The sequence below is a fragment of the Pseudolabrys taiwanensis genome (assembly GCF_003367395.1).
GTDB classification, from domain to species: domain Bacteria; phylum Pseudomonadota; class Alphaproteobacteria; order Rhizobiales; family Xanthobacteraceae; genus Pseudolabrys; species Pseudolabrys taiwanensis.
In genome coordinates this window covers 3,008,969-3,034,923 of record NZ_CP031417.1, presented here as the reverse complement: position 1 = coordinate 3,034,923, position 25,955 = coordinate 3,008,969, and the positions used below count along the sequence as shown (strand labels likewise).

The 25,955-nt window shown below is 65.7% G+C and carries 21 protein-coding genes; 8 read left to right on the top strand and 13 right to left on the bottom strand.

Annotated features, from left to right (window positions below; all coding sequences use genetic code 11):
• The 6 genes from DW352_RS14490 to DW352_RS14465 all read right to left on the bottom strand — a co-directional run bounded on the left by DW352_RS14490 (position 1) and on the right by DW352_RS14465 (position 3,908).
• Entirely contained in the window at positions 1-369 is a 369-nt protein-coding gene (locus DW352_RS14490; RefSeq protein ID WP_115691999.1) for a hypothetical protein, read from the bottom strand.
• Positions 370-399: 30 nt separating this feature from the next.
• Positions 400-816: a hypothetical protein gene (locus DW352_RS14485; RefSeq protein WP_115691998.1), complete on the bottom strand. Its 417-nt coding sequence runs from the start codon at positions 814-816 to the stop codon at positions 400-402.
• A 116-nt stretch (positions 817-932) separates the two neighbouring features.
• Positions 933-1,259 (bottom strand): hypothetical protein, encoded by a 327-nt coding sequence (locus DW352_RS14480; RefSeq protein ID WP_162826971.1) that lies wholly within the window; start codon positions 1,257-1,259, stop codon positions 933-935.
• Positions 1,260-1,264: 5 nt separating this feature from the next.
• On the bottom strand, positions 1,265-1,567 hold the full coding sequence (locus tag DW352_RS14475) for a YggT family protein (protein WP_115694417.1): 303 nt from the start codon (positions 1,565-1,567) through the stop codon (positions 1,265-1,267).
• 96 nt (positions 1,568-1,663) lie between these two features.
• Positions 1,664-3,637 (bottom strand): sodium:solute symporter family protein, encoded by a 1,974-nt coding sequence (locus DW352_RS14470; protein WP_115691996.1) that lies wholly within the window; start codon positions 3,635-3,637, stop codon positions 1,664-1,666.
• A 10-nt stretch (positions 3,638-3,647) separates the two neighbouring features.
• Positions 3,648-3,908: a DUF4212 domain-containing protein gene (locus DW352_RS14465; protein ID WP_115691995.1), complete on the bottom strand. Its 261-nt coding sequence runs from the start codon at positions 3,906-3,908 to the stop codon at positions 3,648-3,650.
• Positions 3,909-4,300: 392 nt separating this feature from the next.
• On the opposite strand from DW352_RS14465, the gene DW352_RS14460 reads away from it, so the two are divergent.
• Positions 4,301-4,978, top strand: coding sequence for a response regulator transcription factor (locus DW352_RS14460; protein ID WP_115691994.1), 678 nt, complete (start codon positions 4,301-4,303; stop codon positions 4,976-4,978).
• A gap of 298 nt (positions 4,979-5,276) precedes the next feature.
• Positions 5,277-5,507, top strand: a complete 231-nt coding sequence (locus tag DW352_RS14455; RefSeq protein ID WP_115691993.1) for a hypothetical protein — start codon at positions 5,277-5,279, stop codon at positions 5,505-5,507.
• A gap of 80 nt (positions 5,508-5,587) precedes the next feature.
• Here the strand turns inward: DW352_RS14455 and DW352_RS14450 are convergent, their stop codons facing one another.
• The gene (locus DW352_RS14450; protein WP_115691992.1) at positions 5,588-9,103 is read right to left on the bottom strand and encodes a PAS domain-containing hybrid sensor histidine kinase/response regulator; all 3,516 of its coding nucleotides are present in this window, start codon (positions 9,101-9,103) and stop codon (positions 5,588-5,590) included.
• Between the two features lie 190 nt (positions 9,104-9,293).
• Between DW352_RS14450 and DW352_RS14445 the strand changes: the two genes are divergently transcribed.
• Positions 9,294-9,896, top strand: coding sequence for a hypothetical protein (locus DW352_RS14445; protein WP_115691991.1), 603 nt, complete (start codon positions 9,294-9,296; stop codon positions 9,894-9,896).
• A gap of 25 nt (positions 9,897-9,921) precedes the next feature.
• A complete protein-coding gene (locus tag DW352_RS14440) occupies positions 9,922-12,048 on the top strand; it encodes a DUF294 nucleotidyltransferase-like domain-containing protein (protein WP_115691990.1) in 2,127 nt (708 codons plus the stop codon).
• 5 nt (positions 12,049-12,053) lie between these two features.
• Here the strand turns inward: DW352_RS14440 and DW352_RS14435 are convergent, their stop codons facing one another.
• A complete protein-coding gene (locus DW352_RS14435) occupies positions 12,054-12,530 on the bottom strand; it encodes a hypothetical protein (RefSeq protein WP_210209834.1) in 477 nt (158 codons plus the stop codon).
• 179 nt (positions 12,531-12,709) lie between these two features.
• On the opposite strand from DW352_RS14435, the gene DW352_RS14430 reads away from it, so the two are divergent.
• Positions 12,710-13,813, top strand: coding sequence for an AbrB family transcriptional regulator (locus DW352_RS14430; RefSeq protein WP_162826970.1), 1,104 nt, complete (start codon positions 12,710-12,712; stop codon positions 13,811-13,813).
• Between the two features lie 6 nt (positions 13,814-13,819).
• Here the strand turns inward: DW352_RS14430 and hemA are convergent, their stop codons facing one another.
• The 5 genes from hemA to DW352_RS14405 all read right to left on the bottom strand — a co-directional run bounded on the left by hemA (position 13,820) and on the right by DW352_RS14405 (position 19,496).
• A complete protein-coding gene (gene hemA / locus DW352_RS14425) occupies positions 13,820-15,049 on the bottom strand; it encodes a 5-aminolevulinate synthase (protein ID WP_115691988.1) in 1,230 nt (409 codons plus the stop codon).
• Between the two features lie 125 nt (positions 15,050-15,174).
• Positions 15,175-15,735 (bottom strand): NUDIX hydrolase, encoded by a 561-nt coding sequence (locus DW352_RS14420; protein WP_115691987.1) that lies wholly within the window; start codon positions 15,733-15,735, stop codon positions 15,175-15,177.
• A gap of 127 nt (positions 15,736-15,862) precedes the next feature.
• Positions 15,863-17,134 carry a class I SAM-dependent methyltransferase gene (locus DW352_RS14415; RefSeq protein WP_115691986.1) on the bottom strand — a complete coding sequence of 424 codons (1,272 nt, stop codon included), beginning with the start codon at positions 17,132-17,134 and terminating at the stop codon, positions 15,863-15,865.
• A 136-nt stretch (positions 17,135-17,270) separates the two neighbouring features.
• Positions 17,271-18,248, bottom strand: a complete 978-nt coding sequence (locus DW352_RS14410; RefSeq protein ID WP_115691985.1) for an NAD-dependent epimerase/dehydratase family protein — start codon at positions 18,246-18,248, stop codon at positions 17,271-17,273.
• A gap of 201 nt (positions 18,249-18,449) precedes the next feature.
• The gene (locus DW352_RS14405; RefSeq protein WP_162826969.1) at positions 18,450-19,496 is read right to left on the bottom strand and encodes a Gfo/Idh/MocA family protein; all 1,047 of its coding nucleotides are present in this window, start codon (positions 19,494-19,496) and stop codon (positions 18,450-18,452) included.
• A gap of 115 nt (positions 19,497-19,611) precedes the next feature.
• On the opposite strand from DW352_RS14405, the gene DW352_RS14400 reads away from it, so the two are divergent.
• The 3 genes from DW352_RS14400 (at position 19,612) to DW352_RS14390 (ending at position 25,879) form a co-directional block, all read left to right on the top strand.
• Positions 19,612-21,714 (top strand): hypothetical protein, encoded by a 2,103-nt coding sequence (locus tag DW352_RS14400; protein ID WP_115691983.1) that lies wholly within the window; start codon positions 19,612-19,614, stop codon positions 21,712-21,714.
• Positions 21,711-23,411 carry an IlvD/Edd family dehydratase gene (locus DW352_RS14395; protein ID WP_115691982.1) on the top strand — a complete coding sequence of 567 codons (1,701 nt, stop codon included), beginning with the start codon at positions 21,711-21,713 and terminating at the stop codon, positions 23,409-23,411. The genes DW352_RS14400 and DW352_RS14395 overlap by 4 nt, the downstream gene beginning before the upstream one ends.
• Before the next feature lie 173 nt (positions 23,412-23,584).
• The gene (locus DW352_RS14390; protein WP_115691981.1) at positions 23,585-25,879 is read left to right on the top strand and encodes a putative bifunctional diguanylate cyclase/phosphodiesterase; all 2,295 of its coding nucleotides are present in this window, start codon (positions 23,585-23,587) and stop codon (positions 25,877-25,879) included.
• Positions 25,880-25,955 lie beyond the last annotated feature (76 nt).

Genomic DNA, 25,955 nt, shown 5'->3' with positions numbered 1-25,955 from the left:
TCAAAGGCCCGCGAACGAGAAGAGCAGCGCGACGATCCACATCGCGATGGCGATGGCCGAGGTCCACAGCGCGAAGGTGAGGTAGGTGTCGCGGAGCACCGTCGCGCTCGCCCATTGGGCATAAGCTTCCGGCGGGCGAAAGTTCTTCGGCAAATAAAGCCACATCTCGGTGCGGCGGTAATCCTTGGTGAGCGCCTCGCGCGCCTTGTAGATGAGGATGCCGGCCATCAGCATGGTCAGCGTGCCGCCGGTCTGGAAGGCGAGGCGCGGCTCGAACGACATGCCGACCATGGTGCAGAAGATGGCGAGCGAGCCGAAGAGGCAGGCGCGCAGCACCGTCTCGTAGGCGATCCGCCGCATTTCCTCCATGCCGGCCCCCGTCGTCGCGACGGCGCCATCCTAGCCCGGACCGGCGAGGCCCGCGGTCACGATGGCGTCAAAGCCGGGATCGTCCAGCGTCAGGGACAGCAGCAAGGCCGATGCGAAAAGCAGCGCGGCCACCGCCGATGCGCCCTGGGCGAAGCGCAGCAACAGCGTCTCGAAGTGCTCGCGGGCGAACTGCTGTCCGGTATCGCCGGCCGGCCGCTCGTCGGGGGTGAGCGCGCGCCAGGCTTCGCTGCGGCGGAAGCGCTCCTCGTTCATGAAGTAGCTGCGCGCGAGGAGCCCGATCGAGAAGACGAGCGCGACCGAGGCGCCGACTTCGAAGGCGAGCGGCGGCTCGAAGCTGAACGCCGTCATCAGCAGCAGGCCGGCGAGCGCGACGAACAGCGAGTCGCGGGTGAGGGTGAAGAATGCAAACCGGGCGCAGGGAATCATAGCGGCTCCTTGCCGAACCTTCGGCGCCTGCGAAAAAGCAAAGGACGTGCCAGGGCAATATCTGGGCTTCAGACTTGCCAACGGCAATGCCGCCGATGCGTTCCGGAAGGAGCGGCTTACAGGCCGAATTCGATAAAATTGCCGATCGCCGGCAGGGTCAGTAGCGCGGTACCGGCGAGCCAGATCCACAGCGAGGCGACCGTCGAGTCGTCCTTGGCGCCGGTGAAGCGCTCATACAGCGCGGCCGGAATGCCGGCGAGGATGATGGTCGCCGTCGAGACCATCAACGACGACAGCATCAAAGTGAGACCGGTGCTGCCGAACAGCAGGGCCGGCGCCAGCACCTGCAGATGAATGAGCGCGAAGACGAGCGCGGTCTGGTTGAAGATGCCGTTGATCATGCCGAAGAAGGCGATGCCGATGTAATAGGCGTTGCGGCTCATGAGCGTCACCCGGCCTTCGCGCCGATCAGCAGGAACAGATAGAGCAATCCGACGCGCAGCCAGAACAGCCACACGACGCCCATCAGCCATACAAGGACCGGCACGGTCGCCTTCGGCGTCACCACGCCGATGAGCGCGACGAACGGATCGGTGACGCGGCAGAAGAAACGCCAGATATAGTTCGGCGAGTCGGGCGCGACGAACAGGCCAAGCACGGCGCGGCCGAGCAGCGTGTACATCAGCGCCGCCAACGCGAAGTTGGGCACCAGATAGAGCCACGATGCGAGCAGCGGATTGGCGGATGTCATGACGGTCATTCTCGATGCGAGACGCGCGCCGGTCATTGTGCCGAAAAAAGCGGGGCCCCGAGGGGCCCCGCTCCGATCGGACCGGCGAGGCGCCGATCAGGTCTTCTCCTGCAACACCGTGCGGCCCCGCGGTTTGCGGATCTCGTCCACATAGTCCTGCATTTCCTTGGACGGTTCGGGCGTCATCAGGCTGACCACATAGATCACCAGGAAGCCGACCGGCATGCCGATCAGACCCGCGGCGATGTTGTTCAGCCCGAACCAGCCGACTTTGCTGGCCAGCGGATGCGACGCCGCAACCAGGCCTTCCATCGCGTTCGGCGCGGTCATCGCCTTGGCGAGGTCGACCAGCGGAGCGCCCGTGGCCGGATTGGTCAGCGAGCTCATGAACAGGTACTTCACGCCGAAGCCGGGGAAGTAGCGCGTCACGATCAGGTAGAGCAGGCACAGACCGAAGCCGGCGATCATGCCGGCAATCGCGCCGGCCGCCGTCGACCGCTTCCACCACACGCCCATAACGAGAGCCGGGAAGTTGCCGGCCATCGCGAGGGAGAAGGCCCAGCCGACCATCGCGAGGATGTCCGCCGGCCTGGTCGAAGCCGTGTAGGCCGCCAACACCGCCACGAAGAACAACAAGACGCGTGCGACCGTCAGGCGCCGGACGGTCGGCGCATTCGGGTCGATCATCTTGTAGTAGACGTCGTGCGATAGAGCGTTCGCGATCGCGAGCAGGAGACCGTCGGCGGTCGAGAGCGCGGCCGCCAGACCGCCCGCGGCGACGAGACCCGAGATCACATAGGGAAGGCCCGCGATCTCCGGCGTGGAGAGCACGATGACGTCTGTATTGATCACGAAGTCCTGCAGTCGCACCACGCCGGGGTGGCCGGCGATGGCCTTACAAGCCGCGACGATGGCGTCGATGCTGGTCGCGTTCTTGCCGCAGATTTGGATCAACCCGAGTTCGCCCCAGGTGAAGAGCCAGGGTCTGACCTGCGTCAGGTCGCGGCCGATGACGTTGGTGTACACTTCCAGCTTCGAGAACGCCGCATAGGCCGGCGCCGAGAAGTACAAGAGGAAGATGAACAGCAGCGACCAGGCCACCGACTGACGCGCTTCACGCACGCTCGGCGTGGTGAAGTAACGCATCAGGATGTGCGGCAACGAGGCCGTGCCCACCATCATGCAGAAGCAGATCGCGAAGAAGTTCAGCGGCGTGTAGTTGATGAACGGCTGAATGTGAGGCTTGAGCGCCGCCGCCGTCGTCAACCCCGTCTGCAGCATCTGCTGCTCGCGGGCCGTGATTTCCGCGATCGCCTGGCCGTAGGTCAGCTCCGGAATCGGGATGCCGTAGTGCTTGGTGGACAGGATCACGATCGGCGTGAGGTAGGCGATGATCAGCACGACGTACTGAGCGATCTGCGTCCAGGTCACCGCCTTCATGCCGCCCAGCATCGAGCAGAGCAGAATGCCGGCAAGACCCGCGAACACGGCGATCTCGAAGCTCAGGCCGAGGAAGCGTGAAGCGATGATACCGGTGCCGTAGATCTGCGCCGTCACATAGGTGAACGAGCAGCAGACGAGAACGACGACGGCGATCATGCGCGCGGTGTTGCCGCCGAAGCGGAAGGCCATGAAGTCCGGGACGGTGTAGGCGCCGAACTTGCGCAGATAAGGGCCGATCAGGATCGACACCAGCACATAACCGCCGGTCCAGCCCAGCACCCAGGTTAATCCGTCGTAGCCGAGCAGGAACAACGTGCCCGCCATGCCGACGAAGGAAGCCGCCGACATCCAGTCGGCGCCGGTCGCCATGCCGTTATAGAAGGCCGGCACCACGCGGCCGGCCACGTAATACTCGGACACTTGCGCGGTGCGGCTGAGCACGCCGATGACGGCATACACAGCGATGGTGAAGCCGACGAACAGATAGCCCAGTATTTTGTTCGGAACGCCGACCTGCTCGAGGATGGCGAGCAGAATGATGAAGGCGACGAAGCCGCCCGTATAGGTGCCGTACATCCGTCCGAGGTTTTTGATGAAATCGGACCCGCCGGCTGTTTGCGCTGTCATTGGTCCCCCCTCAGTCTTCTTCGGCGAAGCCGTGGTCGCGATCGATCTTGTCCTGCTGCCTGGCGAACAAGAACAGCATGACGACGAAGGCGATCAGCGAGCCCTGCGCGGCCATGTAGAAGCCGAGCGGGAAGCCGAGGATCGGGATTTTGATGGCGTTGAGAGGAACAACGAAGAAATGAACGATGTAGCCGAAGAACAGCCACACCCCGAGATGCTTGAACATCAGATTCCGCGTCGCGGTCCAATGCGCTTCGGTCTTGTCTGACATGGGCGTTGCCTTTCCGTCCCTGAAATGATCCGGGCCGCTGGTGCGGCCGGAACTCCTTGCGGGGAGGGCCGAGGCATTTGAAGAAAACGGCACCCCCCCGAGTTGCCGTGCCGGCTCGGTCTTGGGCGCCGAGTCCGATTTATGAACAAACCGTAACATCGCGCTTAACGGGCAATGCTATAGACTTTAGAATTAAGTGCGCTGCAAAAGCATTGTATTTATTGAATAATTCTTATCCTCTATGCCGCTGCCTTTTGACGCAGCAGCATTGTTGCGGCGCACCATCGCCCGGCGCGGGCAATCGCCAACAAGCCGCCGGAGGTGTAATTCGGTATAAGGAACCTGCTACTTTCGGCGCGTGCGCGCGCCGTCCTACGACGAAAGGCTATCCGTTGACCGAGGACGTGCAGTACCGGCTGTTCATTGCCGACGACCACCCCCTGTTTCGCGGTGCCTTGCGCGAAGCCGTTTCCGGACTCCTTGAGCGGGTCACAATTGCCGAAGCGGGCACGTTCGACGATGTCGTGGCATTCCTCGAGCAGAACGGCGACATCGATCTGGTTCTGCTCGATCTGACGATGCCGGGCACGCGTGGTTTTTCCGGCTTGATGTATCTGCGCGCGCAATATCCGAGCGTGCCGGTGGTGGTGGTGTCGGCGAGCGACGACCCCGCCACGATCCGCCGCTGCATGGAATTCGGCGCGTCAGGTTTCATTCCCAAGACGCTCGGCGTCGACGACATGCGCGCGGCGATCTCGCGCATTCTCGGCGGCGGCGTTTGGACGCCGCCGGATGTCGATCTGACGACCGGGTCGGACGCCGAAGCGGCCGAGCTGATGGCGCGCATGGCGACGCTGACGCCGCAGCAGGTGCGCGTGCTGATGATGCTGTCGGAAGGGCTGCTCAACAAGCAGATCGCCTTCCAGCTCGGCGTGTCGGAAGCGACCGTGAAGGCGCATGTCTCGGCCATTCTGCAGAAGCTCGGCGTCGAGAGCCGCACCCAGGCCGTCATCGCCGCCGCCCGCATCGAAGCCGGCCAATGGCCGCAGGGGATGAGCGCGGAGGGTTAGGCCGTTCTTATCCCTCCCCGCTTGCGGGGAGGGTGGCGAGCGAAGCGAGCCGGGTGGGGGAGAGCCGTGCTTCGATCTGACCCCACCCCCGGCGCTTCGCGCCGGACCCTCCCCTTTCAGGGGAGGGATAAGAAAGCTCACTCTGCCGCCGGCATTACGCGCGCTTGCGCGCCGGGCCCGCCTGCCGCATCACATGGGACGTGGTCGGACGCGGGCGCTTCGCTGCGCGCACCCTGGACATGAACAAGCCCGCGAACGCGGCGTGTTATCGAAATCTGGTTTGACGAGATAGAGCCCTATGGAAGAACAAGACAATCCGTCGAGTGTCGAGGTCAACTTCCCGGCCGGCGCCCAATACGGCAACGCGCTCTATCATCTCCGCAAGGCGTTGAAGCAGGAGTTCGACGTCGAGGTCCATAAACGGCCCGATGGGGCATTGATCATGTGCCCAAAGGAAATGCTGAGCGCCGTCGTGCTCAAACTCGGCACGCTGGACGGCTACACCATCGGACGCGTTCAGGAGTCCTAGCGCGCCACAGCGCCGAAATCGGCGCGTGCGCGCGGCGTGCGGGCGCACGCCTTTGCGCACCCGACGAGGCCGCTCGAATTTCACTCCGCCGCGGCGCGCAGCACGCGCCATTGCGCCAGCAGGGCGCGCAAGGCGGCCGGCTTCAGCGGCTTGTTGAGCAGCTGGATATCGTCTTCGCGCGCTTGCTCGCGCACGGCCGGCGAGCGGTCGGCGGTGATGAGGATCGCCGGCAGATCGCCGCAATGCGCGCGCAGCGCCGAGATCGCCTCGATGCCGGTGCCCTGATCGAGATGATAGTCGACCAGCAGGCCGTTCGGCGGCGTTGGGCTCTTCGACACGGCTTCGAGCGCCTCTTCCAGGCTCGGCGCCTTGATCACGTCGCAGCCCCAGCCGCGCAGCAGCGTCTCCATGCCGTCGAGCACCGCCGGCTCGTTGTCGATGCAGAGCGCCGTGGTGCCGGCCAGATGCGCCGGATCGACGCGCGTGTGTTCGCGCGCCGGCATGTCGATGGGTGCCGCATTGGAACGCGGCACGGCGACCGAGAAATGCGAACCGCGGCCAAGGACCGAACGCACCTCGACGTCGGAGCCGAGCACGCGGGCGATGCGTTCGACGATCGACAGGCCGAGGCCGAGGCCGCGCGCGATCCTCGCGCCCTGATCGAGACGGTGGAATTCGATGAAGATGTCGCGCAGCTTCTCCTGCGGGATGCCGAGGCCGGTGTCGTAGACGTCGATGCGCAGGCTGTCGCCGCGCCGCCGGCAGCCGAGCAGGACGCGACCGGCGGGCGTGTATTTGATCGCGTTGGAGACGAGGTTCTGCACCAGGCGGCGCAGCAGCCTGCGATCGGAACGCACGACGAGGCCGCACGGCACATAGACGAGCGCGATGCCCTTGGCGGCGGCGAGCGGCGCGAATTCGAGCTCGATCTGGCGCATCAATTCGTCGATGCGGAAGCTGGCGAATTCCGGGCGCAAGGCGCCGGTGTCGAGCCGCGACATGTCGAGCAGCGCGCCGAGAATGTCCTCGACGGCCTCGAGCGAGGCGTCGATATTGTCGACCAGCCGGTTGTCGTCGCGGCCGGTGCCGCGCTCGATCAGGCTCGTCACGTAAAGCCGCGCGGCGTTGAGCGGCTGCAGGATGTCGTGGCTTGCCGCGGCCAGGAACTTGGTCTTGGAAATGTTGGCCGCCTCGGCGTCGCCCTTGGCCAGCGCCAGCGCCTCGTTCAGCCGCGTCAGTTCTTCGGTGCGCTCGCGCACGCGCCGCTCCAGCGTTTCGTTGGAGCGTTCGAGCGCTTCGGCGGCTTCGACGCTGGCGGTGATGTCGGTGAAGGTGGTGACGGTGCCGCCGTCCGGCATGTGGTTGGCGCGCACCTCGATCACCGTGCCCGGCTCGGCGAAGCGCTCGAGGAACGGCTCGTTGACGGAGATATAGCGTTCGATCTGCTCGGTGACGAAGGCGCCGAGGCGCTCCGGCGCCACGCCGCCGCGCGTGCCGTTGAAGCGCAGGATCTCGGCAAGGCCGATGCCGGAGCGGATGAGGCTCGGCGGCAGATCGAGGATTTCGCCGAACTGCCGGTTCCAGCAGATGAGCTGCAAGTCCTTGTCGAAGACGGCGATGCCCTGCCGCACGTGGTCGAGCGCGGTTTGCAGGATTTCGCGGTTGTATTGGATCGCCGCATTGGCGTCGTCGAGCAGCTTGAGCGCGGCCTTGGTCGAGACCGTCCGCTTGCGCAGCACCAGCGACAGCACCAGCCGCGAGGAGGCGGCGCCGATGGCCGAGGCCAGGATGTGCTCGGCATGGCGGATCAGGCGGAAGTCGGCCTCGTCCTTCGGCTCGAGACTGATGCGATGCGTTGCCGCGAAGGTCTCGAACGCGGCGCTGGTGCGCTCGTCGCCGAGATAGCGCGCCACGGTCGTGGTCAGCTCCTCCACCGTCACCGAGGAGCGCCACAGCCGGAAGCTCGGGCTGATCGGCGCGAGATCGGAGGGCGCGAAGGTGTTGGCCTGCAGGCGCTCGATCGACGACGGCTCGCGCCGCAGCGACACGCCGATGTAGAGCAGGATGTTGATCGTCAGGCTCCACACGACGCCGTGCACGAGCGGCGCCGCCTCGAGGCCGAACAGATGTTGCGGCCGCAGGATCGCGATGTCCCACGGTCCATCCGTCAGGAAGTGCTGCCCGAGAACCCCAATGTCGGCGAAGGTCGGCAGCAGCAGCGTGTAGCCCCAGACGAGAATGCCGGCGCTCATGCCGGCGATGGCACCGCCGGCCGTGGCGCGGCGCCAGAACAGGCCGCCGAAGAAGGCGGGCGCGAGCTGCGCCACCGCGGCGAAGGCGAGCAGGCCGATGGAGGCCAGCTGCGCATCGCCGGCCGAGCGGTAATAAAGATACGCCAGCAGCAGGATGCCGAAGATCGCGACGCGCCGCACCGACAGCAGCACCGAGCCGACATTGGCGTTGCCGGTGACGAGGGTGCCGCGCCGTTGCAGCACCAAGGGCATGACGATGTCGTTCGAGATCATGATCGACAGCGCCACGGATTCGACGATCACCATGGCGGTCGCGGCGGACAGCCCGCCGACGAAGGCCGCGATGGTGAAGATGCTGGAGCCCATGTGCAGCGGCAGCGCCAGCACGAACATGTCGCTGTCGACCGCGCCCGGCTGGAACGTGAGCAGGCCGGCGATGGCGATCGGCACCACGAACAGGTTGATCAGCACCAGATAGACGGGGAACAGCCAGGCGGCGCGCTTGATCTCGCCTTCGTTGTTGTTCTCGACCACCGCCACATGGAATTGTCGCGGCAACAGCAGGATCGCGACGAAGGACAAGAGCGTCGTGACGATCAGCGCGTCGAGCGCGGGCGCGCGCGTGAACACCGCGGCCGTGGTCGGATGCGCCGCCGCCGCTTCGATCAGCGCGTTCGGGCCGCCGAACATCCAGAACGTCACGAAGGTGCCGACGGCGAGGAAGGCGAACAGCTTCACCATCGATTCCGCCGCCACCGCCAGCATCAGGCCGTCCTGGTGCTCGGTCGCGTCGATGTGGCGCGTGCCGAACAGCACGGCGAAGGTCGCCATCGACAGCGCGACGAACAGCGCGATGTCGCCGAGCAGGGGGCTCGCCAGATTGCTGCCGGGATCGACGTGGGCCAGGATCGTCTCGAGCGAGGCCGACACCGCTTTGAGCTGCAGCGCGATGTAGGGAATGGTGCCGACGATCGAGATCAGCGCGACGATGGCGGCGACCGCCTGGCCCTTGCCGTAGCGGGCGGCGATGAAATCGGCGATCGAGGTGATGTTCTGCGCCTTGGCGAGGCGGACGACGCGGATGATCAGCGGCGAGAACAGCCCGACCATCAGCACCGGGCCGATATAGATGGTGAGGAAGTCGTAGCCGGTGCGCGAGGACGAGCCGACGGAACCGAAGAAGGTCCAGGACGTGCAGTAGATCGCCAGCGACAGCGGGTAGATCAGCAACCGGCTGCGGCCGGCGCGGCCGAGCCGGCGCGTCCGGTCTCCGTAACTCGCGACGAGGAACAAGAGGCCGATATAGGCAAGCGCCACCGCGATGACGACCCAGCCTTGCAGCATACACACTCCGGTACGGGCCGACCGGCCCGGTCTGGGTACGATACGACTTTAGACCATATACGCCGTTTCTCCGTCTATTGCGCGCTATCCGTAGGTGCGACCTCAAAAAAAGCGACCGGCCAGCCCGGCTGGGCTAGGATCGCCGCCAAAGAACGGCAGCCAAGCCGCGACCAGGGGGAAACGAGGGGTCATGGGCTTTTTCGATCTGTTCCGCCGCGAGGCGCGGATTTCCGGGCGAGAGACGCTCGTCGATTTCCTCGATCAGCAGGCGGCGTTCCTGGCGCAGAAAGGCCTCTACGAATATTCGCGCGCCCGCGCCGGCCCCTACGGCAACCTGCTGTTCGATGAGCCGGCGTTCCTGGCCGAGATCGAGAAGGCGCGGTGGGCCGCCTATCCAGCGACGTTGGCCATGGTGGCTGAAACGGTCGACGGCGTATTGCGTCCCGCTGCCGGTGACAGGCGTGAAGCCATGCTGCGCGGCGTGAACGCCGCGGCGCTTGCGGCGTTCGATCGGTATCGAATGCCGGCTGCCTTCGACGCGGAGGCGTGGGCGCATTTGCGTCAGACGCTGGAGCACGATCTTGCATCGATCGGGCTGCATCCTGTGAAGCGGGTGATGGACGTCCCGGCGCGCTATCTCGACCGCTACGTCGAGGCCATGCCGATCCACGAGAAGCTCAAGGGCAAGGACGTGCCGACCATCCATAATTATCTGCGGACCAACCTGTGCCACGTGCACGATGCCTTCGTGCGTCGCGCGGATGTGCCGGCGGTGGTTGCAGCGCTTGTCTGATGGCTGAGGTCTTGCCGGGGGGCGAATGGCGACAGGCACGATCCGGAATGCGACCCCGCTGATCGCGCTTGAGGCGCTTGTCCTCGACAGCGAGACGACCGGGCTCGATCCGGCCAAGGCGCGCATCGTCGAGATGGCGATGGTGCCGCTGAAGAGCGGCGCGCTTGTGGAAGACGCCCCGTTGCGCAGTCTCGTCAATCCGGGCGAGCCGATCCCGAAGGCGGCAACGGATATCCATCATATCGACGACGCGATGGTCGCCGCCGCGCCGTCTATCGCGGCCGCGTGGCCGGCTTTCGCTGCCGCGATGTCCGGAACCATAGTGATCGGCCATACGCTCGGCTTCGATCTTGCCGTGCTCAAGCGCGAATGCCAGCGCGCGGGCCTGCCTTGGATGCCGCCGCGCACGCTCGACACGCGGCTTCTGGCGCAAGTCGCCGAGCCGCATCTCGGCGGTTATACGCTTGAACATTTGGCGAGCTGGCTCGGCATCGCCGTCGAGAACCGTCATTCCGCGGTCGCCGATGCGGTGCTCACCGGCATGATCTTTCTGGCGCTGCTGCCGAAGCTGCGTGAAGGCAATATCCGCACCCTGGCCGAAGCCGAGAATGCGTGCCTTGCCTTGAGCACGGTGCTTGAAGATCAGCATCGGGCCGGCTGGGAGGAGCCGGTGACGAGCCCGCGGGCGCATGAGGAACGCATCTTCGCGCGCATCGACACTTATCCCTATCGTCATCGTATTGCCGACGTGATGAGCGCCCCGCCGCAGACGATTGCAGCGGACGTGCCGCTGAGCGCGGCCTTGCAACGCATGGCGCAGGCGAAGATCTCGTCGCTGCTGGTGACGCCACCCGATACGCCAGGGCTCGTCGCGCGCGATGCCGCAATCGTCACCGAGCGCGATGTGCTGCGCGCCCTGGCGGAGCATGGCAAAGAGGCGCTGGACTGGCCCGTTGCCGCCTACGCGGGTAAACCGCTGGTGACTGTGCCGGCGGATGCCTTCGTCTACCGTGCGCTCGGCCGCATGAGCCGGCTGAAGCTGCGCCATCTTGGCGTCGAGAACGACGATGGCGCGCTTTGCGGCATCGTCAGCGCGCGCGATCTCCTGCGCCTGCGCGCGCAGGAAGCGACCGTTCTTGGCGACGCGATCGATCAGGCCGACGATGTCCCGGCTTTGGCTGCCGCCTGGGCATTGCTGCCGCACGCGGCCGAGAGCCTCGCAGCGGAAGGCGTGAGCGCGCGCGAAATCGCCGCTGTCATCTCGCGTGAACTCGGCGCGTTGACGCGCCGCGCCGGTGTCCTTGCGGAACGGCGTATGGTCGAGGCGGGCAACGATGCAGCGCCCTGTGCCTTTGCGCTATGCGTTCTCGGTTCCGCCGGCCGTGGCGAGAGCCTGTTGGCCATGGATCAAGACAATGCACTGATCTTCGCCGAAGGCGAACCCGACGGCGCCGCCGATCGCTGGTTCGCCGTCTATGGCGCGATCGTTGCCGACATCTTGCATGAAGTCGGCGTGCCTTATTGCCAGGGTGGTGTGATGGCCAAGAACGCGGCCTGGCGCGGCTCGCGCGCGACGTGGCGCCTGCGTATCGCCGAGTGGATCACGCGCAGCAACCCGGCCGACTTGTTGTCCGTCGACATTTTTTTCGATCTTGCCGGCGTGCATGGCGACCAACGGCTGGCCCACGATATTTGGCGCGGTGCTTTCGACGCGGCCGCGGGCAATGCCGCTTTTGCCAAGCTGCTCGCCGAAGCCGCCGGCGAAGTCGAACCGGGCACCACCATGTTCGGCGGCTTTCGCACCGAAAACGGCAGAATCGATTTAAAGAGGACCGGTCTCTTTGGCATCGTCACCACCGCGCGCGTGCTGGCGATCAAACATCATCTGCTCGCGCGCGCGACGCCCGCGCGGCTCGCCGCCGTCGCCGACCTCGGCCGTGGCGGCGGCGACGATCTCGATGCGCTTGCGCGGGCGCAGGCGGTCTTTCTCGATCGCATTCTCGCGCAACAACTCGAGGATATCCGCGCCGGCCGTCCGCCCGGCAACAAGGTTGCCGTCAAACGCCTATCGCGCGACGAGCGTGCGGCCTTGCACGACGCCTTCGGCGCCGTGCGTCATCTCGATACGCTCACGCGCGATCTCTTGTTCTGACGGCGTCAGCACGGGCCCCAGTAGCCATAACCGCGATGATTGTCGGTCGAGATCCAGCAGCGCCCGCGCGGCCCGCGATACACACCGCGCGGCCCATAATCGTAATACGGCGGCGCGACATAGACCGGCTCGCGATAATAATAGTAACGCCGGGGGCCGTAATACGGCGGCGCCACGTAGTACGGTGGCGGCACGTAATAGCTCGGCCCGTAATAATATGCCGGTCCGTAATAATAAGGGCCGGGGCCGTAGTAGTAGGAGTTGGCCGAGCCGGCGATGATGGCGCCGGTGATCACACCCGCGGCGATGCCGGCCGCGACAGCGCCGCCGCCCCGCCAACGCACGTCGGTCACCGTGCGCGGTGCCGTCGCGGACAGGGTGGCAAGGTTGCCGGGTACTGGGCCGGCGCCCGCGGGCGCCGTGATGGTGATGGCGGCGGTCAGCGTCAGCGCCGTCATCGCTGTCTTCCAAACAGGGGACATGACTCGCTCCTCAACCGTGGTTCCGCTGGCAACAAGCACCTGACGGGCCGGCGGCGTGTTGACGCAGATCAAGCAGTCGGTATTCGCAATTGACCTTGTCTCGCGCGCGCGGCATTGATCGATGGTGTCGAGCGGATCGCGCGCTTTGCGTCCGCGGCGCTCGCGAAAGTCACGCCGCCTTGTCTCCACCGTCATCTCACGACTACCGGACGACCTTACTCCGTCTCGCCGAGACGCTTGCGATCGGCACCGTCGGCGGCATGACGCTTGGGCTGGTCGGCGTGCCGGCCGGCTATCTCTCGGGCTCAATTCTCGCGGTGTCCGCCGCGGCTCTCAGCGGCCGTCCGATGCGCATACCGCCGCCTTTCGCGCGGACGATCTTCGTGCTGCTCGGCATCTCGCTTGGCGCGGTGGTAACACCGGAGACGCTGACCGGCATGGCGAGCTATCCCTTGAGCATCGCCGCGTTGATCGTCGGCATGACGGCAGTCAGCTTCGGCGGCACGGCCTATCTCCGCGCGGTGCACGGCTGGTCCACACCCAACGCCTATCTGGCATCGGCGCCGGGGGCCATGTCGCAAGTGCTCGTGCTCGGCGCCGAACTCGGCGCCGACTTGCGCGCGATCGCCATCGTGCAGAGCACGCGCGTCGTCATCGTGGCGATCGGCCTGCCGACCGGCCTCGCCTTGGCGGGGCTTGCCGGTCCCGCCATCCGCCCCGATCCCGGTCCACTGACGCTGCACGTCATCGATGAACTCGCGATCCTGGTCGCCGCCGGCGCGTTCGGCGCCTGGCTCGCACATCGGCTGCGTCTGCCCGGCGGCCTGCTGTTCGGCGCGATGATCACATCCGCGGTGCTGCACGGCACCGGGCTCATCCATGCCGTGTTGCCGTGGTGGATCACCAATGCGGCGGGGCTAGTGCTCGGCGCCATCATCGGCGCCCGCTTCGCCAATACGCCGCTGCGCCTGCTGACGGATTACCTCGGCGCCGCGTTCGGCTCATTCGCGGTGTCGGTCGCGATCGCTTCGGTGTTCGCCGCGGGCGTGGTGAGCCTGCTATCGATGCGCGCCGCCGAGGTGATGATCGCTTATGCGCCCGGCTCGGTCGACGCGATGATGCTGCTGGCGCTCGGGCTGCATCTCGACCCCGTTTATGTCGGCGCGCACCATGTGGTGCGCATCTTCCTGATCTCGCTGACCGCGCCGCTGGTGGCGCGCCGCATCGCGCGCAAGCCGAAGCCGCCCGCGTCGACGCGCGAGCCGCCGTCCTTTCAGGACTGATTGAGCCTACTCGGCGGCCAGGGCGCGCTGGCCGAGCGGCAGACCGAGACGTTCCCACACGTCGATCAGCGCTTCGGCCAAGCCGTCGATCAGCGCGTCGTCGTGATAGGGCGATGGCGTGATGCGCAGCCGCTCCGCGCCGCGCGGCACGGTCGGATAGTTGATCGGCTGGATGTAGATGCCGTGCTCGCTGAGCAGCAGGTCGCTCGCGGTCTTGCACTTCTCCGGGTCGCCGACGAACACCGGCACGATATGCGTGTCGCTCGGCATCACCGGCAGGCCGGCGGCGTTCAGCACCGCCTTGACGCGGGCGGCGCGGTCCTGATGACGCTCGCGCTCCCAGCTCGAGCTCTTCAAGTGCTTGATGGCCGCGGTGGTCGCGGCGCAGATCGCCGGCGGCAGCGCGGTGGTGAAGATGAAGCCCGGCGCATAGGAGCGCACGGCGTCGATCATCTCGCGCGAGCCGGCGATATATCCGCCGAGGCAGCCGAAGGCCTTGGCGAGCGTGCCTTCCAGCACGTCGACGCGATCCATCGCCTTGTCGCGCTCGCAGATGCCGCCGCCGCGCGGGCCGTACATGCCGACCGCGTGCACTTCGTCGCAATAGGTCATGGCGCCGTATTTGTCGGCGAGATCGCAAATCGCGTGCACCGGCGCGACGTCGCCGTCCATCGAATAGAGGCTCTCGAACGCGATCAGCTTCGGCCGCTTCGGATCGGCCGCCTTCAGCAGCTCTTCGAGGTGGGCGACGTCGTTGTGGCGCCAGATCACGCGCTCACAGCCGGACTGGCGGATGCCCTCGATCATCGAATTGTGGTTCAGCGCGTCCGACAGCAGCAGGCAGTTCGGCAGCAGCTTGGCGATGGTGGCGATGCCGGTCTGGTTCGACACGTAGCCGGAGGTGAAGACGAGGGCGGCCGGCTTGCCGTGCAGGTCGGCGAGCTCGCGCTCCAGCTCGACCAGCGGGTGGTTGGTGCCGGCGATGTTGCGGGTGCCGCCGGCGCCGGTGCCCATGCGCGTCGCGGTCTCGACCATCGCGCCGATCACCTTCGGGTGCTGGGCCATGCCGAGGTAATCGTTGGAGCACCAGATCACGACGTCGCGGGTGCCCTCGGGGGAATGCCACAGAGCGTGCGGGAACCGGCCGGCGATCCGCTCCAGGTCGGCGAAGACGCGATACCGTCTTTCATCCCGCAGCTGATTGAGGGCAACGTTGAAAAACTCGTTGTAATTCATCACGATTTTCTTTCTCGCCGCGCGCGGGGTCTTTTTAGAAGGCTTCCAGGGGTGTTGTCGAGGCGAGATTGGTCACATTCCAAGGAGTTACCTTGATCGGTATCAAAGGAAGGCCGGCTGCGGCGTTACGGCGTCTTGAAGGCGTGGAAATCAATAAATCCGTGCATTCCCGCCAGCATCAGGGCCCCGATGTGCAGCTGCAGGGTGAAGGCGCCGGTGCGGATCAGTTCCGCTAAATCCGCAGGGCTGACCAGCTTCACCTCGATTCCTGCCTCGCCGGGGTGATCCGCTTGCCGCGGGCCGGTTTCGACGAAGAAAGAGTGCACCCGGTTCGAGAGCCGGGCGGTGCAGGGGGCGAAGGTGCCGAGCGTGTGGACCGCGCGTGCGGGCAGGGCGGTTTCTTCCAGCAGTTCGCGCCGGCAGGTCTCCGCCGGCTCTTCACCGGGATCGGTCATGCCCGCCGGCAGCTCCCAGGTGAAGCCTTCGACCGCCGGCCGGTACTGCCGCACGATCGGGATCAGCCCCTCCGGCGTCAGCGCCACGATGGCGATGTAATCCTGCTGGCCGACCGCGTGATAGAGCTCGGGCTTCCCCTCGGCGGTGAAGGCGACCTCGCGCTCGACGATTTTCATCCAGGGTGAGACGTCGATCGTGCGCCGCGATGTGATTTTGGGGAAGTCGGGCATGGGGGCACGCTAACACGCTGCTGTCGTCCCCGCGAAGGCGGGGATCTATACGCTGTGTCCTTTCGATAGGCTGCGGCGTATGGGTCCCGGGCCTCGCGCAAGTGCGCTCGCCCGGGACGACAGAAAGCTACAACACCCGCGGCACGGGCAGCGGCGTGATGAGCTGCCCTTTGAAGCCCTTGGCCTTGAGCTTGGGCGCGAGTTCGTCGGCGATGTGCCAGGAGAAGATCACGGCGCAGTCGGGCTGGTCTTCGAAAAGCTTCGCCTCGTCGACCACGGGGATCGCCGTGCCCGGCATGCATTTGCCGATCTTCAGCGAGCCGGCGATCTCGACCACGTAATCGATGATGCCTTCGTCGAGGCCGACATAATTGACCATCGTCGACGCGCGCGACGGGGCGCTGATGCCGGCAATGCGCGCGCCTTTTTCCTTGAGGTCGCGCAGCATGGCCATCAAGCGCAGCTTCGACAGCACGACGTCGCGGCGGAAGTCGGCGAGGCGCTTGGCCATCGCATCGCCGCGCGGCTCGGCGGCGAGCATCTTGGCGACGCTGTCCTGCACCTTGTGCACGCCCTTGCGCGCCGCGTAGACCCGGATCGAGCCGCCATGGCTCGGGATCGGCCGCGCATGAAACACTTCGAGGCCGTGCATCTCGAGAAGATGCTTGAGGCTCGCCAGCGAGTAATAGCGCAAGTGCTCGTGATAGACGGTGTCGTACTGCAGCGTGTCGAGCAGCGGAATGAGATAGTGCGATTCCGAGATGAAGGTGCCGTTCGGCGCCAGCATCTCGACGATGCCCTCGACGATGGCATGCACGTCTTCGATATGGGCGAAGCAGTTGGCCGCGGTGATGACCGTTGCCGGGCCGTGCTTGGCTTTGACTTCCTTGGCGGTGTCGAGACCGAAGTAACGCTGGATGGTCGGGATACCGCGCTCATTGGCGATTTTGCTGACGTCGGTCGGCTCGATGCCGAGGATACGATGGCCGCCCTTCTGGAAGTTCGAGATCAGCGTGCCGTCGTTCGAGCCGATGTCGACGATAAGATCGTCGGCCTTGAGCCCCAGCATTTGGGACGACTCGGCATACAACTCGGCGAAATTGTCGCGCAGCAGTTTGGTGGTGCCGCTGGTGTAGGGGTATTCGGGCGGGAAGATGATGACCGGGTCGACGGCGAGGCCGAGCTGGACCAGATCGCAGACGCGGCAATGCAGGAGATTGGTCGGAAACCACGGCTGCTGCCGTGGCACCTGGCCGATCGGCACCATCTGGTTCACCGGCGGCATGTAGCCGAGCGAGAGCACGGTATCGAGCTTCTCGCTGCCGCAAATCTGGCACTGCTCGACCGGAACGCTGGCGCCGGTGCCGGCGGCACGTGCGACTTTGGTGGGGAAGGGCATTGGGTCTCCTTCTGGGCGCCGTCATCCTGAGGTGCGAGCGAAGCGAGCCTCGAAGGATGACAGCCACTGATTCATCGGCCGTCGCCCTTCGAGGGCCGCGCTTCGCGCGGCCACCTCAGGGTGACGGAAAAAGGGGCTATGGCGCCAGATCGGCGTTGCGCCAGTACCAATCGACGGTGGGCTTGAGCCCGGTATCGAGCGGCACGCGCGGCTTATAGCCGAGCTTTGAAAGTTTCGAAATGTCGGGGCAGCGGCGCGGCGTGCCGCCGGGCTGCAACGGGCCGGGCACCAGCTCGATTTCGCGGCCGGCCGCGGCGGCGACGCGGCGCGCGACGTCGGCGATCGTCACTTCTTCCAGCGTGCCGACATGATAGATGCCGAGATGCTCTCCCTTGTCGCGCATGACCATGACGCCGGCGACGAGATCGTCCACGTAGCAGAAGCTGCGCGTTTCTTCGCCGGTGCCCTGGATGTCGAAGCGCAAGGTGCCGGACGGCTGTGCGTCGGCGAGTTTCTTCAGGCGCAGCGCGAACTGCGGCACCACGTGCTCGAAGCCCATGTCGGGGCCATAGACATTGTGCGGCCGGAAGATCAGCACGCGCTCGAAATACTTGCGGCCGAAGTTGATGGCCATCAGTTCGCTGATGAGCTTGCCGCCGCCGTAGGAATAACGCGGGTTGAGCACGTCGGGCACGATGAGCGGCGCGCTCTCGTCGGTGGGGATCTGCGGCGGCGTCTGATAGACTTCGGACGACGAGGCGAGGATGAGGTTGCCGACCCCGTGCTTGCGGCAGGCGTCGATGACGTTGATCATGCCGCGCACGCCGACGTCGAGCACGAGATCGGGCTGCGTGTAGAAGAACTCGGTGCCGTTGACGTAAGCGAGGTGATGTACCTCGTCCATGCCCTGCGTTGCGCGCGCAACGGTCTCCGCATCGCGGATGTCGCCGCCGACGAACTCGATGTCCTTCTCGATCTCGGCCAGCCGCCGCGGGCGGCCGCGCGAATTGTCGTCGAGCACGCGCACCTGCGCGCCCGCTTTGACCAGCGCTTTCACCAGCCCGGAGCCGATGAAGCCCGAGCCGCCGGTGACGAGAACACGATTGCCACTCATGACGGCACCTTTGCTCCCCTCCCCCCGCGAGCGTCAGCGAGTGGTGGGGAGGGGGCGGGGGTGGGGGGTGTGCTGAGCGAAGGTCCCCCCACCCCGGCACGTATTGCTGACGCAATGCGTGCGGACCCTCCCCGCCGCTTCGCGGGGGGAGGGTTGAAGAGGCCGGCGATGAGAATCTTCGGAACGCTCAATTAAGTCTCCTCACTGTGTCTCGGCGGGCACCGCGATCCAAGTGCCGGTTTCGTGCGATCGCCGCGCAGCGTCGATCAGCACCTGCACGCGGTAGCCATCGGCAAAATTTGGTCTTGCCGGTGTGCCTTTTTCGATCGCGTCGAGAAAGCGCCCGGCCAACCGCGACACCGGCGCGATGCGCCCGTCCGGATATTGCGGGTCGAGCGGGTCCTCGACCGCAACGCGCGTCAGCGCCGTTGCCGGCCGGCGCGCGTGATAGAGCTCGAAGCCGCGCATGTAATCGGCCGTCGGATTGAACAGAACGAGCGTCCCGTCCTCGCCGAAGAATTCGAGCCGGTGGCCGATGCCGAGATACGAGGCGCAGCTCATCGACAGGCTGATCAAAACACCGGTCGCATAAGTGAGCGACATCGAGACCGTCGTCTCTGCCTGCGGATCGTCGGGCAGCGTGCCGATGCGCGCCGACAATCCCGATATCGGGCCGCCGAACCATTCCAGATAATGGAGACAATGCGAGACGAAGTTGCCGAGCACGCCGCCGCCGGTGGCGCCGTCGGTCTTCCAGTTGCGCAAGCGCAACTGCACCGCGCGGTTCTCGACGTGCCAATGCACCGCCACGTGACGCAACGGGCCGACCGCGCCGGCATCGAGCATGTCCATGGCGCAGGCCCACGCCGCAATCGGCGGAAAGTTGAAATCGACCATGGTCGGCAGCTTGCTCGCCTGCGCCGCATCGCGCATGGCGCGCGCGCTGGCGAGGTCGTTCGCCAGCGGCTTCTCCGCGAACACCGGCTTGCCGCGCGCGAGCGCGTGCAGGGCGATCTCGGGCTGCAGGCTCGGGATGGTGGCAATGGCGACGGCGTCGACCTCGCTGTCATCGACCAGCGCGCGCCAGTCACCGTAAGCTTTGAGGATGCCGACCTCTCTCGCGCGCGCGGCGGTGCGTGTCGCGTCGCCGCCGGCGAGCGCAACCACGTCGCAGCGCGGATCGGCGCGGAACGCCGGCAACTGCACGAGGCGTCCATAATTGCTGCCGACGATACCGAGGCGGATCACGGGGTCTAAGACCTGAAAGTGCGGGAGGTTTACGTGCGCGGCATGGATTTGAGGCAAATCGCCATGCTAGGCAAGGCCGAATTCGCGGGGCGAAGCCGGGCTACGGGAAGCAAGAATGACTGACGTACGCGAAAACGCGGGCTGCCAGGGCTGGCTCAAGGTGGCGGTTCTGGCGCTGGCCGTTGTGGCGATCGGGCTGCCGGTCAACAAACTCGCCGACTACGCGCTGCTGGTCATTCTCGCCGTGGCGATTTTTTCCGGCGTGATACGTGTGCGGCCGCGCGCCTGGGGCATGGCCATTCTCGTCGTCGCCATTGCGCTGCTCGGCAAGTGGCTGCTGGCGCCGCCGCGTATCGACGAAGGCCATAACGTGTTCGTGCCGAGCGCGCCGCTCGAGCGCACGCTGCCGGCCGATGTCTATCGGACCTTGCTTGGCGAGTTCGACGCGCTCTATCCGGAAGCGCAACGCTGCGATCCGACAGCGTTCGGCTGCTGGCGCGGCAACGGCACGCCCGATCGGCCTTATGCTTTCTCGGCCGACAGCGTCTGGCACAAGAGCGACGCATCGCGGTCGGTTACGTCGGTCGACTTCGCCAATCCGGTCTGGCTCGGCCTCGGCTTCATCAACGAGGTCAAATACAACTGGACCGCGACGACCGAGATCAAGCGCGGCGAGCGCGACAAGCGTTTCTGGATGGGCTTGCAGCGTTGGCACTTGACCATGCCCTGGTACGAGATGGTGCGCCTGCCGGGGGCCTATGTGGGTGGTGAGCTGTGCTGGCGCGGCACGTTGCTGTGGGAAGGCGAGGCCGACCGCTTCGCCATTCTGAAGGGCGATAGCTGCCGGCCGATCGAGCCGGCCGATATCGGCAAGCGCATTTTCGGTTCGGCGATCAAGCCGGACACGTTATCGATGCATGTGACGCCGCCTTTCATCGTACGGCTGAAACTGTTCGCGACCTGGGCGCTGACCATCATCGCTGCGGTCGGTGTCGTGGGGCTTTTGGTCCGGGTGCGCACGCAGCGCATGATGCTGCCGTTGCTGCTCGTGGGCCTTGCCGCTCTCGTGGTCGCCTTGGATGACGGCAGTTTCATCGGCGGGCTGCGACCGCTCGACGGCGGCGACGACGGCCTGTTCTACGACGGCTTTGGCCGCATCATCCTGCAGAAGCTGCTGGCGGGCGACATCTGGGGCACGCTCGAGGGCGGCGAGAAGGTCTATTATTACGGCGGCCCGGGCCTGCGTTACTTCATGGCGCTGCAGCACATCGTCTTCGGCGAGACCTTCCTCGGCTATCTGTCGCTGGTGCTCGCCTTTCCGTTCTTCGTGCTGGCGCTGTTCCGCCGCTTCCTGCCGGAGCGCTGGGCGCTCGCGCTCGTGCTGCTGTTCGTCGCGGTGCCGGTCGGCAATCTGTTCGGCACCAGTTTCATCCTCTACGAGAAGTGGGCGGCGCGCATCTTCGCCGATCCCGCCGCCTACATGCTCTTTATCGCCGGCCTTGCCGTTCTGGTCGGTGCGTCGCGCGGCTTCACCGCCTCGTTCTTCGGCGCGCTGCTGCTCGCGCTCGGCATCTTCATGAAGCCGATCGTCGCGCCGGCGGCGGCGATCTTCCTCGGCGGCGCCGGCCTCGCGGCGCTCTCCATGCGGCAATGGCAGCGCGTGGCCGGGCTGTGCGTCGGCTTTGTCTTCGTGTTCTCGATGGCGCTGCACAACTGGGTGTTCGGCAAGATCTTCGTGCTGTTCAGCTCGAACTCGGGCGACTCCAACCTCCTGGTCATGCCGCCCTCGGCATGGGGCGCGGCGTTGCGCGGCCTGGTGCACGGCGACGTGAGCGGCATCGGCCGCATCGTCATGCAGCTCGCCGATTGGCTCAGCGGTCCGGCCGAATCCTACTGGACGATACCGCTCAACGCGGCCGGCGTCGTCATCCTGCTCTATGTCGTGCTGCGTGGCCGCGCCTTCGATCCGTGGCTGCGGCTGATCGGCGCCGCCGCGCTCGGTCAGCACGTCGTCGCCTTCTTCTACAATGCGGCGACCGCGCGCTATCATTTCCTGACGTGGTTTCTCACCATGCTCGTGGTCATGGTTTGGTTTCACGATGTCGCAATGGCGTGGCTCGCACAGCGTTATCCTGACGCGATGAATCGCATTGCAAATCATCGCCTGTCGCGGCAGCTTGCGTCGGTACTCACGCGACTGCAAAAAGCAACGGCATGAACGACAAACCGACCGGCATCGCCAACAATCTCACCAATTACGGTGATCGCGACTTCTCGCTTTATCTGCGCCGCTCGTTCGCGCAGTCGATGGGCTATTCGCGCGAGATCCTGAAGCGGCCGGTGGTCGGCATCGCCTACACCGAGTCGGGCTTCAACAATTGCCACCGGCATTTCCCGGAAATGCTGGAGGCGGTGAAGCGCGGCGTGCTCACGGCGGGCGGCCTGCCGATGGAATTCCCCACCATCTCGCTGGGCGAGGTGTTCCTCAATCCGACCAGCCTCAAGTTCCGCAACTTGATGTCGATGGACACCGAGGAGATGGTGCGCGCGCAGCCGATGGACGCCGTGGTGCTGATGGGCGGCTGCGACAAGACCGTGCCGGCGCAGCTGATGGGCGCGGTGTCGGCGGGGCGGCCGTCGATCATGCTGGTGGCCGGGCCGATGATGACCGGGCGTCATCACGGCGAGCGTTTAGGGGCTTGCACCGATTGCCGCCGCTTCTGGGCGCAGTATCGCGCCGGCAAGGTGAGCGACGACGAGATCCACGAGGTGGAAAGCAAGCTCGCGACGACGGCCGGCACCTGCGCCGTGATGGGCACCGCCTCGACCATGGCCTGCATCGCCGAGGCGCTCGGCATGATGCTGCCCGGCACCGCGGCGATCCCGGCCGTGCATGCCGATCGCCTGCGCGCCGCGGAAGCGACCGGCGCGACCGCCGTGCGCATGATCGACGCCAACCTGACGCCCGAGCGTATCGTCACGCGCGAGTCGGTCGAGAATGCGCTGCGCGTGCTGCTCGCCATCGGCGGCTCGACCAATGCGGTCATTCATCTCGCCGCCATCGCCGGCCGCGCCGGCCTGTCGATCTCGCTCGACCGTCTGAACGAACTGTCCGACACGACGCCGGTGCTGGTGAACCTGAAGCCGGTCGGCAACGGCTACATGGAAGACTTCTTCGCCGGCGGCGGCGTCGGCGCGCTGCTGCGCGAGCTGAAGGACCTGCTGCATCTCGACTGCATGACGGTCACCGGCGAGACATTGGGCGAGCGCCTCGGCTACGACAGCGGCGCCTGGATCGACCGCACCATCATCGCCGAGCGGGCGAAGCCGCTCGAGCCGCAAGGCGGGCTCATCGCGCTGTTCGGCAATCTGGCGCCCGGCGGCGCGATCCTCAAACGCTCGGCCGCCGACGAGAAGCTGTTCGAGCACGAAGGCCGCGCCGTCGTGTTCACCTCGCTCGAGGACCTCGCGGCGCGCATCGACGATCCGGCGCTCGACGTGACGGCCGACGATATTCTCGTGTTGCAGAATGCCGGCCCGCATTCGACGTCGGCCATGCCAGAGGCCGGTTATCTGCCGATCCCGAAGAAGCTGGCGACTAAAGGCATCAAGGACATGGTGCGTGTCTCGGACGCGCGCATGAGCGGCACCGCCTTCGGCACCATCGTGCTGCACGTCACGCCGGACAGCGCTTCCGGCGGGCCGCTCGGCTTGGTGCGCAACGGCGACCGCTTGCGCCTGTCGGTGAAGGAGCGCCGCATCGATCTTCTCGTCGATGAGGCGGAACTCAAGCGTCGCGCTGCCGAGCCGAGGCCGGCGGTCGACAAACCGTCGCGCGGTTATGCGAAACTCTACGCCCAAGAGATCATGGGCGCCGACGAAGGCTGCGATTTCGCGTTCTTGAAGCCGCGCTGAAGGTCGAGAGTTCCGGATCATTGCGTGCGCAATCATTTACCCGCACGTAGGCCTAACGCCCATTAACCAAAGATATTCCCCGATATTAATCGGGTCCACAGCCCTGTCCGGCCATTGTTTTTCCAGAGATCGGTGCTCGTGCGCGTCGCACGCTCGACGATCCGGGTATAGGCATGGTCCGGAGAGACGAAACAGCGTCGAATGCCCGCGGCTGGCGGATTATCGCCGGAGCCGGCGCGCTCGGTTTTTTCCTCGCACTCATCATCACGCTCGTCGTCGATAGCTATGCGCTGCCGATCGGCGCGCTGTCTATCGCACTGGCGGCGCTATGCGGCGGACTGGGCGGCATGTTCGTGACCGGCGAGTTGCTCGCCCGTCGCACCGGCGCGAAGCTGAGCGAGCAGAACAAGCAGCTCGACGGTGCGCTCAACAGCATGATCCAAGGTCTCTGCATGTTCGATGCGGACGACCGGCTGGTCTTGTGGAACCAGCGCTACATCGAGATGTATCACATCAATCCGAAGAACGTCTGGCATGGCGCGACCATCCGCGACGTGCTCGAGGCCCGCCGCGCCGCGGGTACGTTTCCGCTCGACATCGAGGCGTACGTCAAGGAGCGCAAGGCCGTGCTCGACAACGGCGGCACGATGACCTTGACGATCGAAATCGCCGATGGCCGCTTCACCACGGTCACCTACCACGCGATGGCCAGCGGCGGCTGGGTGGCGATGCATGAAGACGCGACCGAAAGGATACGTGGCGAGCGTGTGCTCGAACACACGCGGGCCTTCCTCGATACGATCATCGAGAACATGCCGTCGCCGCTCGTCGTCAAGGACGTGCCGACCTTCCGTTACATCCTGGTCAACCGCGCTGCGGAACGCTACTTCGGCGTCAGCCGCTCCGAGATACTGGGCAAGAGCGTCCACGATCTCATCCCGGAACAGGCCGAGATGGTCGAAGCGCAGGATCGCCGCCTCGTCGAGACCGGCAAGCCGGTGTTCGAGGACGAGCACGCGGTCATCACGCCGGGCAATGGCACGCGCATCGTCACTGCGATGCGATTGCCGGTCGACGGGCCGCGGCGCAAACCGCAATATCTGATCAGCCTCATCACCGATCTCACCGAGCGCAAGCAGGACGAACAGCAGCTCGCGCACCTGGCGCATCACGATGCCCTGACCGATCTGCCCAACCGCTTCGCCTTCAACGACTGCATCGCCGCGACCGTCGACCGCGCGCGGGTTCTCGACGCGCCTTTCGCCGTCTTGTGCATCGACCTCGACCGCTTCAAGGCGGTCAATGATGTGTTCGGTCACGTCACCGGCGACGCCTTGCTGCAGGAGGTCGCGCGTCGGCTCGAATTCATCAGCGAGGGCGCTTTCTTGGCGCGTATCGGCGGCGACGAGTTCGCCATCATCACGCCCACCGGAGCCCAGCCGGAAGGCGCCGATGCCCTGACGCATCGGCTTCAAGCGGCGTTTGCGCACGACATCGATATCGGCGGCCACGCGGTGCGCGTCAGCCTTACGATGGGCGTCTCGATCTTCCCGAATGACGCGGCCGACGCGGCCACGCTCGTCGCCAATGCGGAAGCCGCGTTGTTCCGCGCCAAAGGCGAGGCCCGCGGCTCGGTCCGGTTCTTCGAAGTGGCCATGGATACCAAGCTGCGCCAGAAGCGCGCGCTGCAGCAGGATCTGCGCACGGCGATCGCGCACGACGAAATGGCTTTGCATTATCAGCCGCAAGCGGAGATCAACGGCCGTATCAACGGTTTCGAGGCCTTGGTGCGCTGGCATCATCCGCGCCTCGGGCTCGTGCCGCCGGCGACCTTCATTCCGCTTGCCGAGGAAACGGGTGCCATCGTTGCGCTCGGCGAATGGATCTTGCGCGCCGCCTGCCGCGAAGCGGCGGCGTGGCCGCGGCCCCTGCGCATCGGCGTGAATCTGTCGCCGGTCCAATTCCATCACGGCGATCTGCCGCTGTTGGTGCATCAGGTGTTGCTCGAGACCGGCTTGCCGCCTGACCGGCTGGAGCTCGAGATCACCGAAGGCGTGTTGATCGGCGACTTCGAGCGGGCGCTTTTGGTCCTGCGGCGGCTGAAGAACCTCGGCGTGCGCATCGCCATGGACGACTTCGGCACGGGCTATTCGTCGTTGTCGTATTTGCAGTCGTTCCCGTTCGACAAGATCAAGATCGACCGCGCGTTCATCGCCAATCTGGGCCGCAGCGAGCAGGCGGCGGCGATCGTACGCTCGGTCATCGCGCTCGGTCGCGGGCTGTCGCTGCCGGTGTTGGCCGAAGGTGTCGAGACCGAAGCGCAGCTCGATTTCCTCGTCGCGGAAGGCTGCGATGAAGTGCAGGGCTATTTCATCGGCATGCCGAAGCCCATAGGCGACTATGCTGAGATTGTCGGCCGCGCGCCGGTGGCGCGTCATCCGCGCAAGAAGCGCGCGGCGACAGGTTAGTTCTTAGTCGCCCGAGATACACTCCGTTCATTCCCGCGAAAGCGGGATTCCTGCACGCAATACCAAGTTTGCACGA

What these genes read in the sequence shown, in the direction of transcription:
- DW352_RS14435 (WP_210209834.1), bottom strand. Translation starts at nt 12,530, where the DNA reads ATGTCCCCTGTTTGGAAGACAGCGATGACGGCGCTGACGCTGACCGCC.
- DW352_RS14485 (WP_115691998.1), bottom strand. Translation starts at nt 816, where the DNA reads ATGATTCCCTGCGCCCGGTTTGCATTCTTCACCCTCACCCGCGACTCG.
- DW352_RS14480 (WP_162826971.1), bottom strand. Translation starts at nt 1,259, where the DNA reads ATGAGCCGCAACGCCTATTACATCGGCATCGCCTTCTTCGGCATGATC.
- DW352_RS14440 (WP_115691990.1), top strand. Translation starts at nt 9,922, where the DNA reads ATGGCGACAGGCACGATCCGGAATGCGACCCCGCTGATCGCGCTTGAG.
- DW352_RS14490 (WP_115691999.1), bottom strand. Translation starts at nt 369, where the DNA reads ATGGAGGAAATGCGGCGGATCGCCTACGAGACGGTGCTGCGCGCCTGC.
- hemA (WP_115691988.1), bottom strand. Translation starts at nt 15,049, where the DNA reads ATGAATTACAACGAGTTTTTCAACGTTGCCCTCAATCAGCTGCGGGAT.
- DW352_RS14450 (WP_115691992.1), bottom strand. Translation starts at nt 9,103, where the DNA reads ATGCTGCAAGGCTGGGTCGTCATCGCGGTGGCGCTTGCCTATATCGGC.
- DW352_RS14415 (WP_115691986.1), bottom strand. Translation starts at nt 17,134, where the DNA reads ATGCCCTTCCCCACCAAAGTCGCACGTGCCGCCGGCACCGGCGCCAGC.
- DW352_RS14420 (WP_115691987.1), bottom strand. Translation starts at nt 15,735, where the DNA reads ATGCCCGACTTCCCCAAAATCACATCGCGGCGCACGATCGACGTCTCA.
- DW352_RS14455 (WP_115691993.1), top strand. Translation starts at nt 5,277, where the DNA reads ATGGAAGAACAAGACAATCCGTCGAGTGTCGAGGTCAACTTCCCGGCC.
- DW352_RS14395 (WP_115691982.1), top strand. Translation starts at nt 21,711, where the DNA reads ATGAACGACAAACCGACCGGCATCGCCAACAATCTCACCAATTACGGT.
- DW352_RS14445 (WP_115691991.1), top strand. Translation starts at nt 9,294, where the DNA reads ATGGGCTTTTTCGATCTGTTCCGCCGCGAGGCGCGGATTTCCGGGCGA.
- DW352_RS14410 (WP_115691985.1), bottom strand. Translation starts at nt 18,248, where the DNA reads ATGAGTGGCAATCGTGTTCTCGTCACCGGCGGCTCGGGCTTCATCGGC.
- DW352_RS14465 (WP_115691995.1), bottom strand. Translation starts at nt 3,908, where the DNA reads ATGTCAGACAAGACCGAAGCGCATTGGACCGCGACGCGGAATCTGATG.
- DW352_RS14470 (WP_115691996.1), bottom strand. Translation starts at nt 3,637, where the DNA reads ATGACAGCGCAAACAGCCGGCGGGTCCGATTTCATCAAAAACCTCGGA.
- DW352_RS14400 (WP_115691983.1), top strand. Translation starts at nt 19,612, where the DNA reads ATGACTGACGTACGCGAAAACGCGGGCTGCCAGGGCTGGCTCAAGGTG.
- DW352_RS14475 (WP_115694417.1), bottom strand. Translation starts at nt 1,567, where the DNA reads ATGACATCCGCCAATCCGCTGCTCGCATCGTGGCTCTATCTGGTGCCC.
- DW352_RS14390 (WP_115691981.1), top strand. Translation starts at nt 23,585, where the DNA reads ATGGTCCGGAGAGACGAAACAGCGTCGAATGCCCGCGGCTGGCGGATT.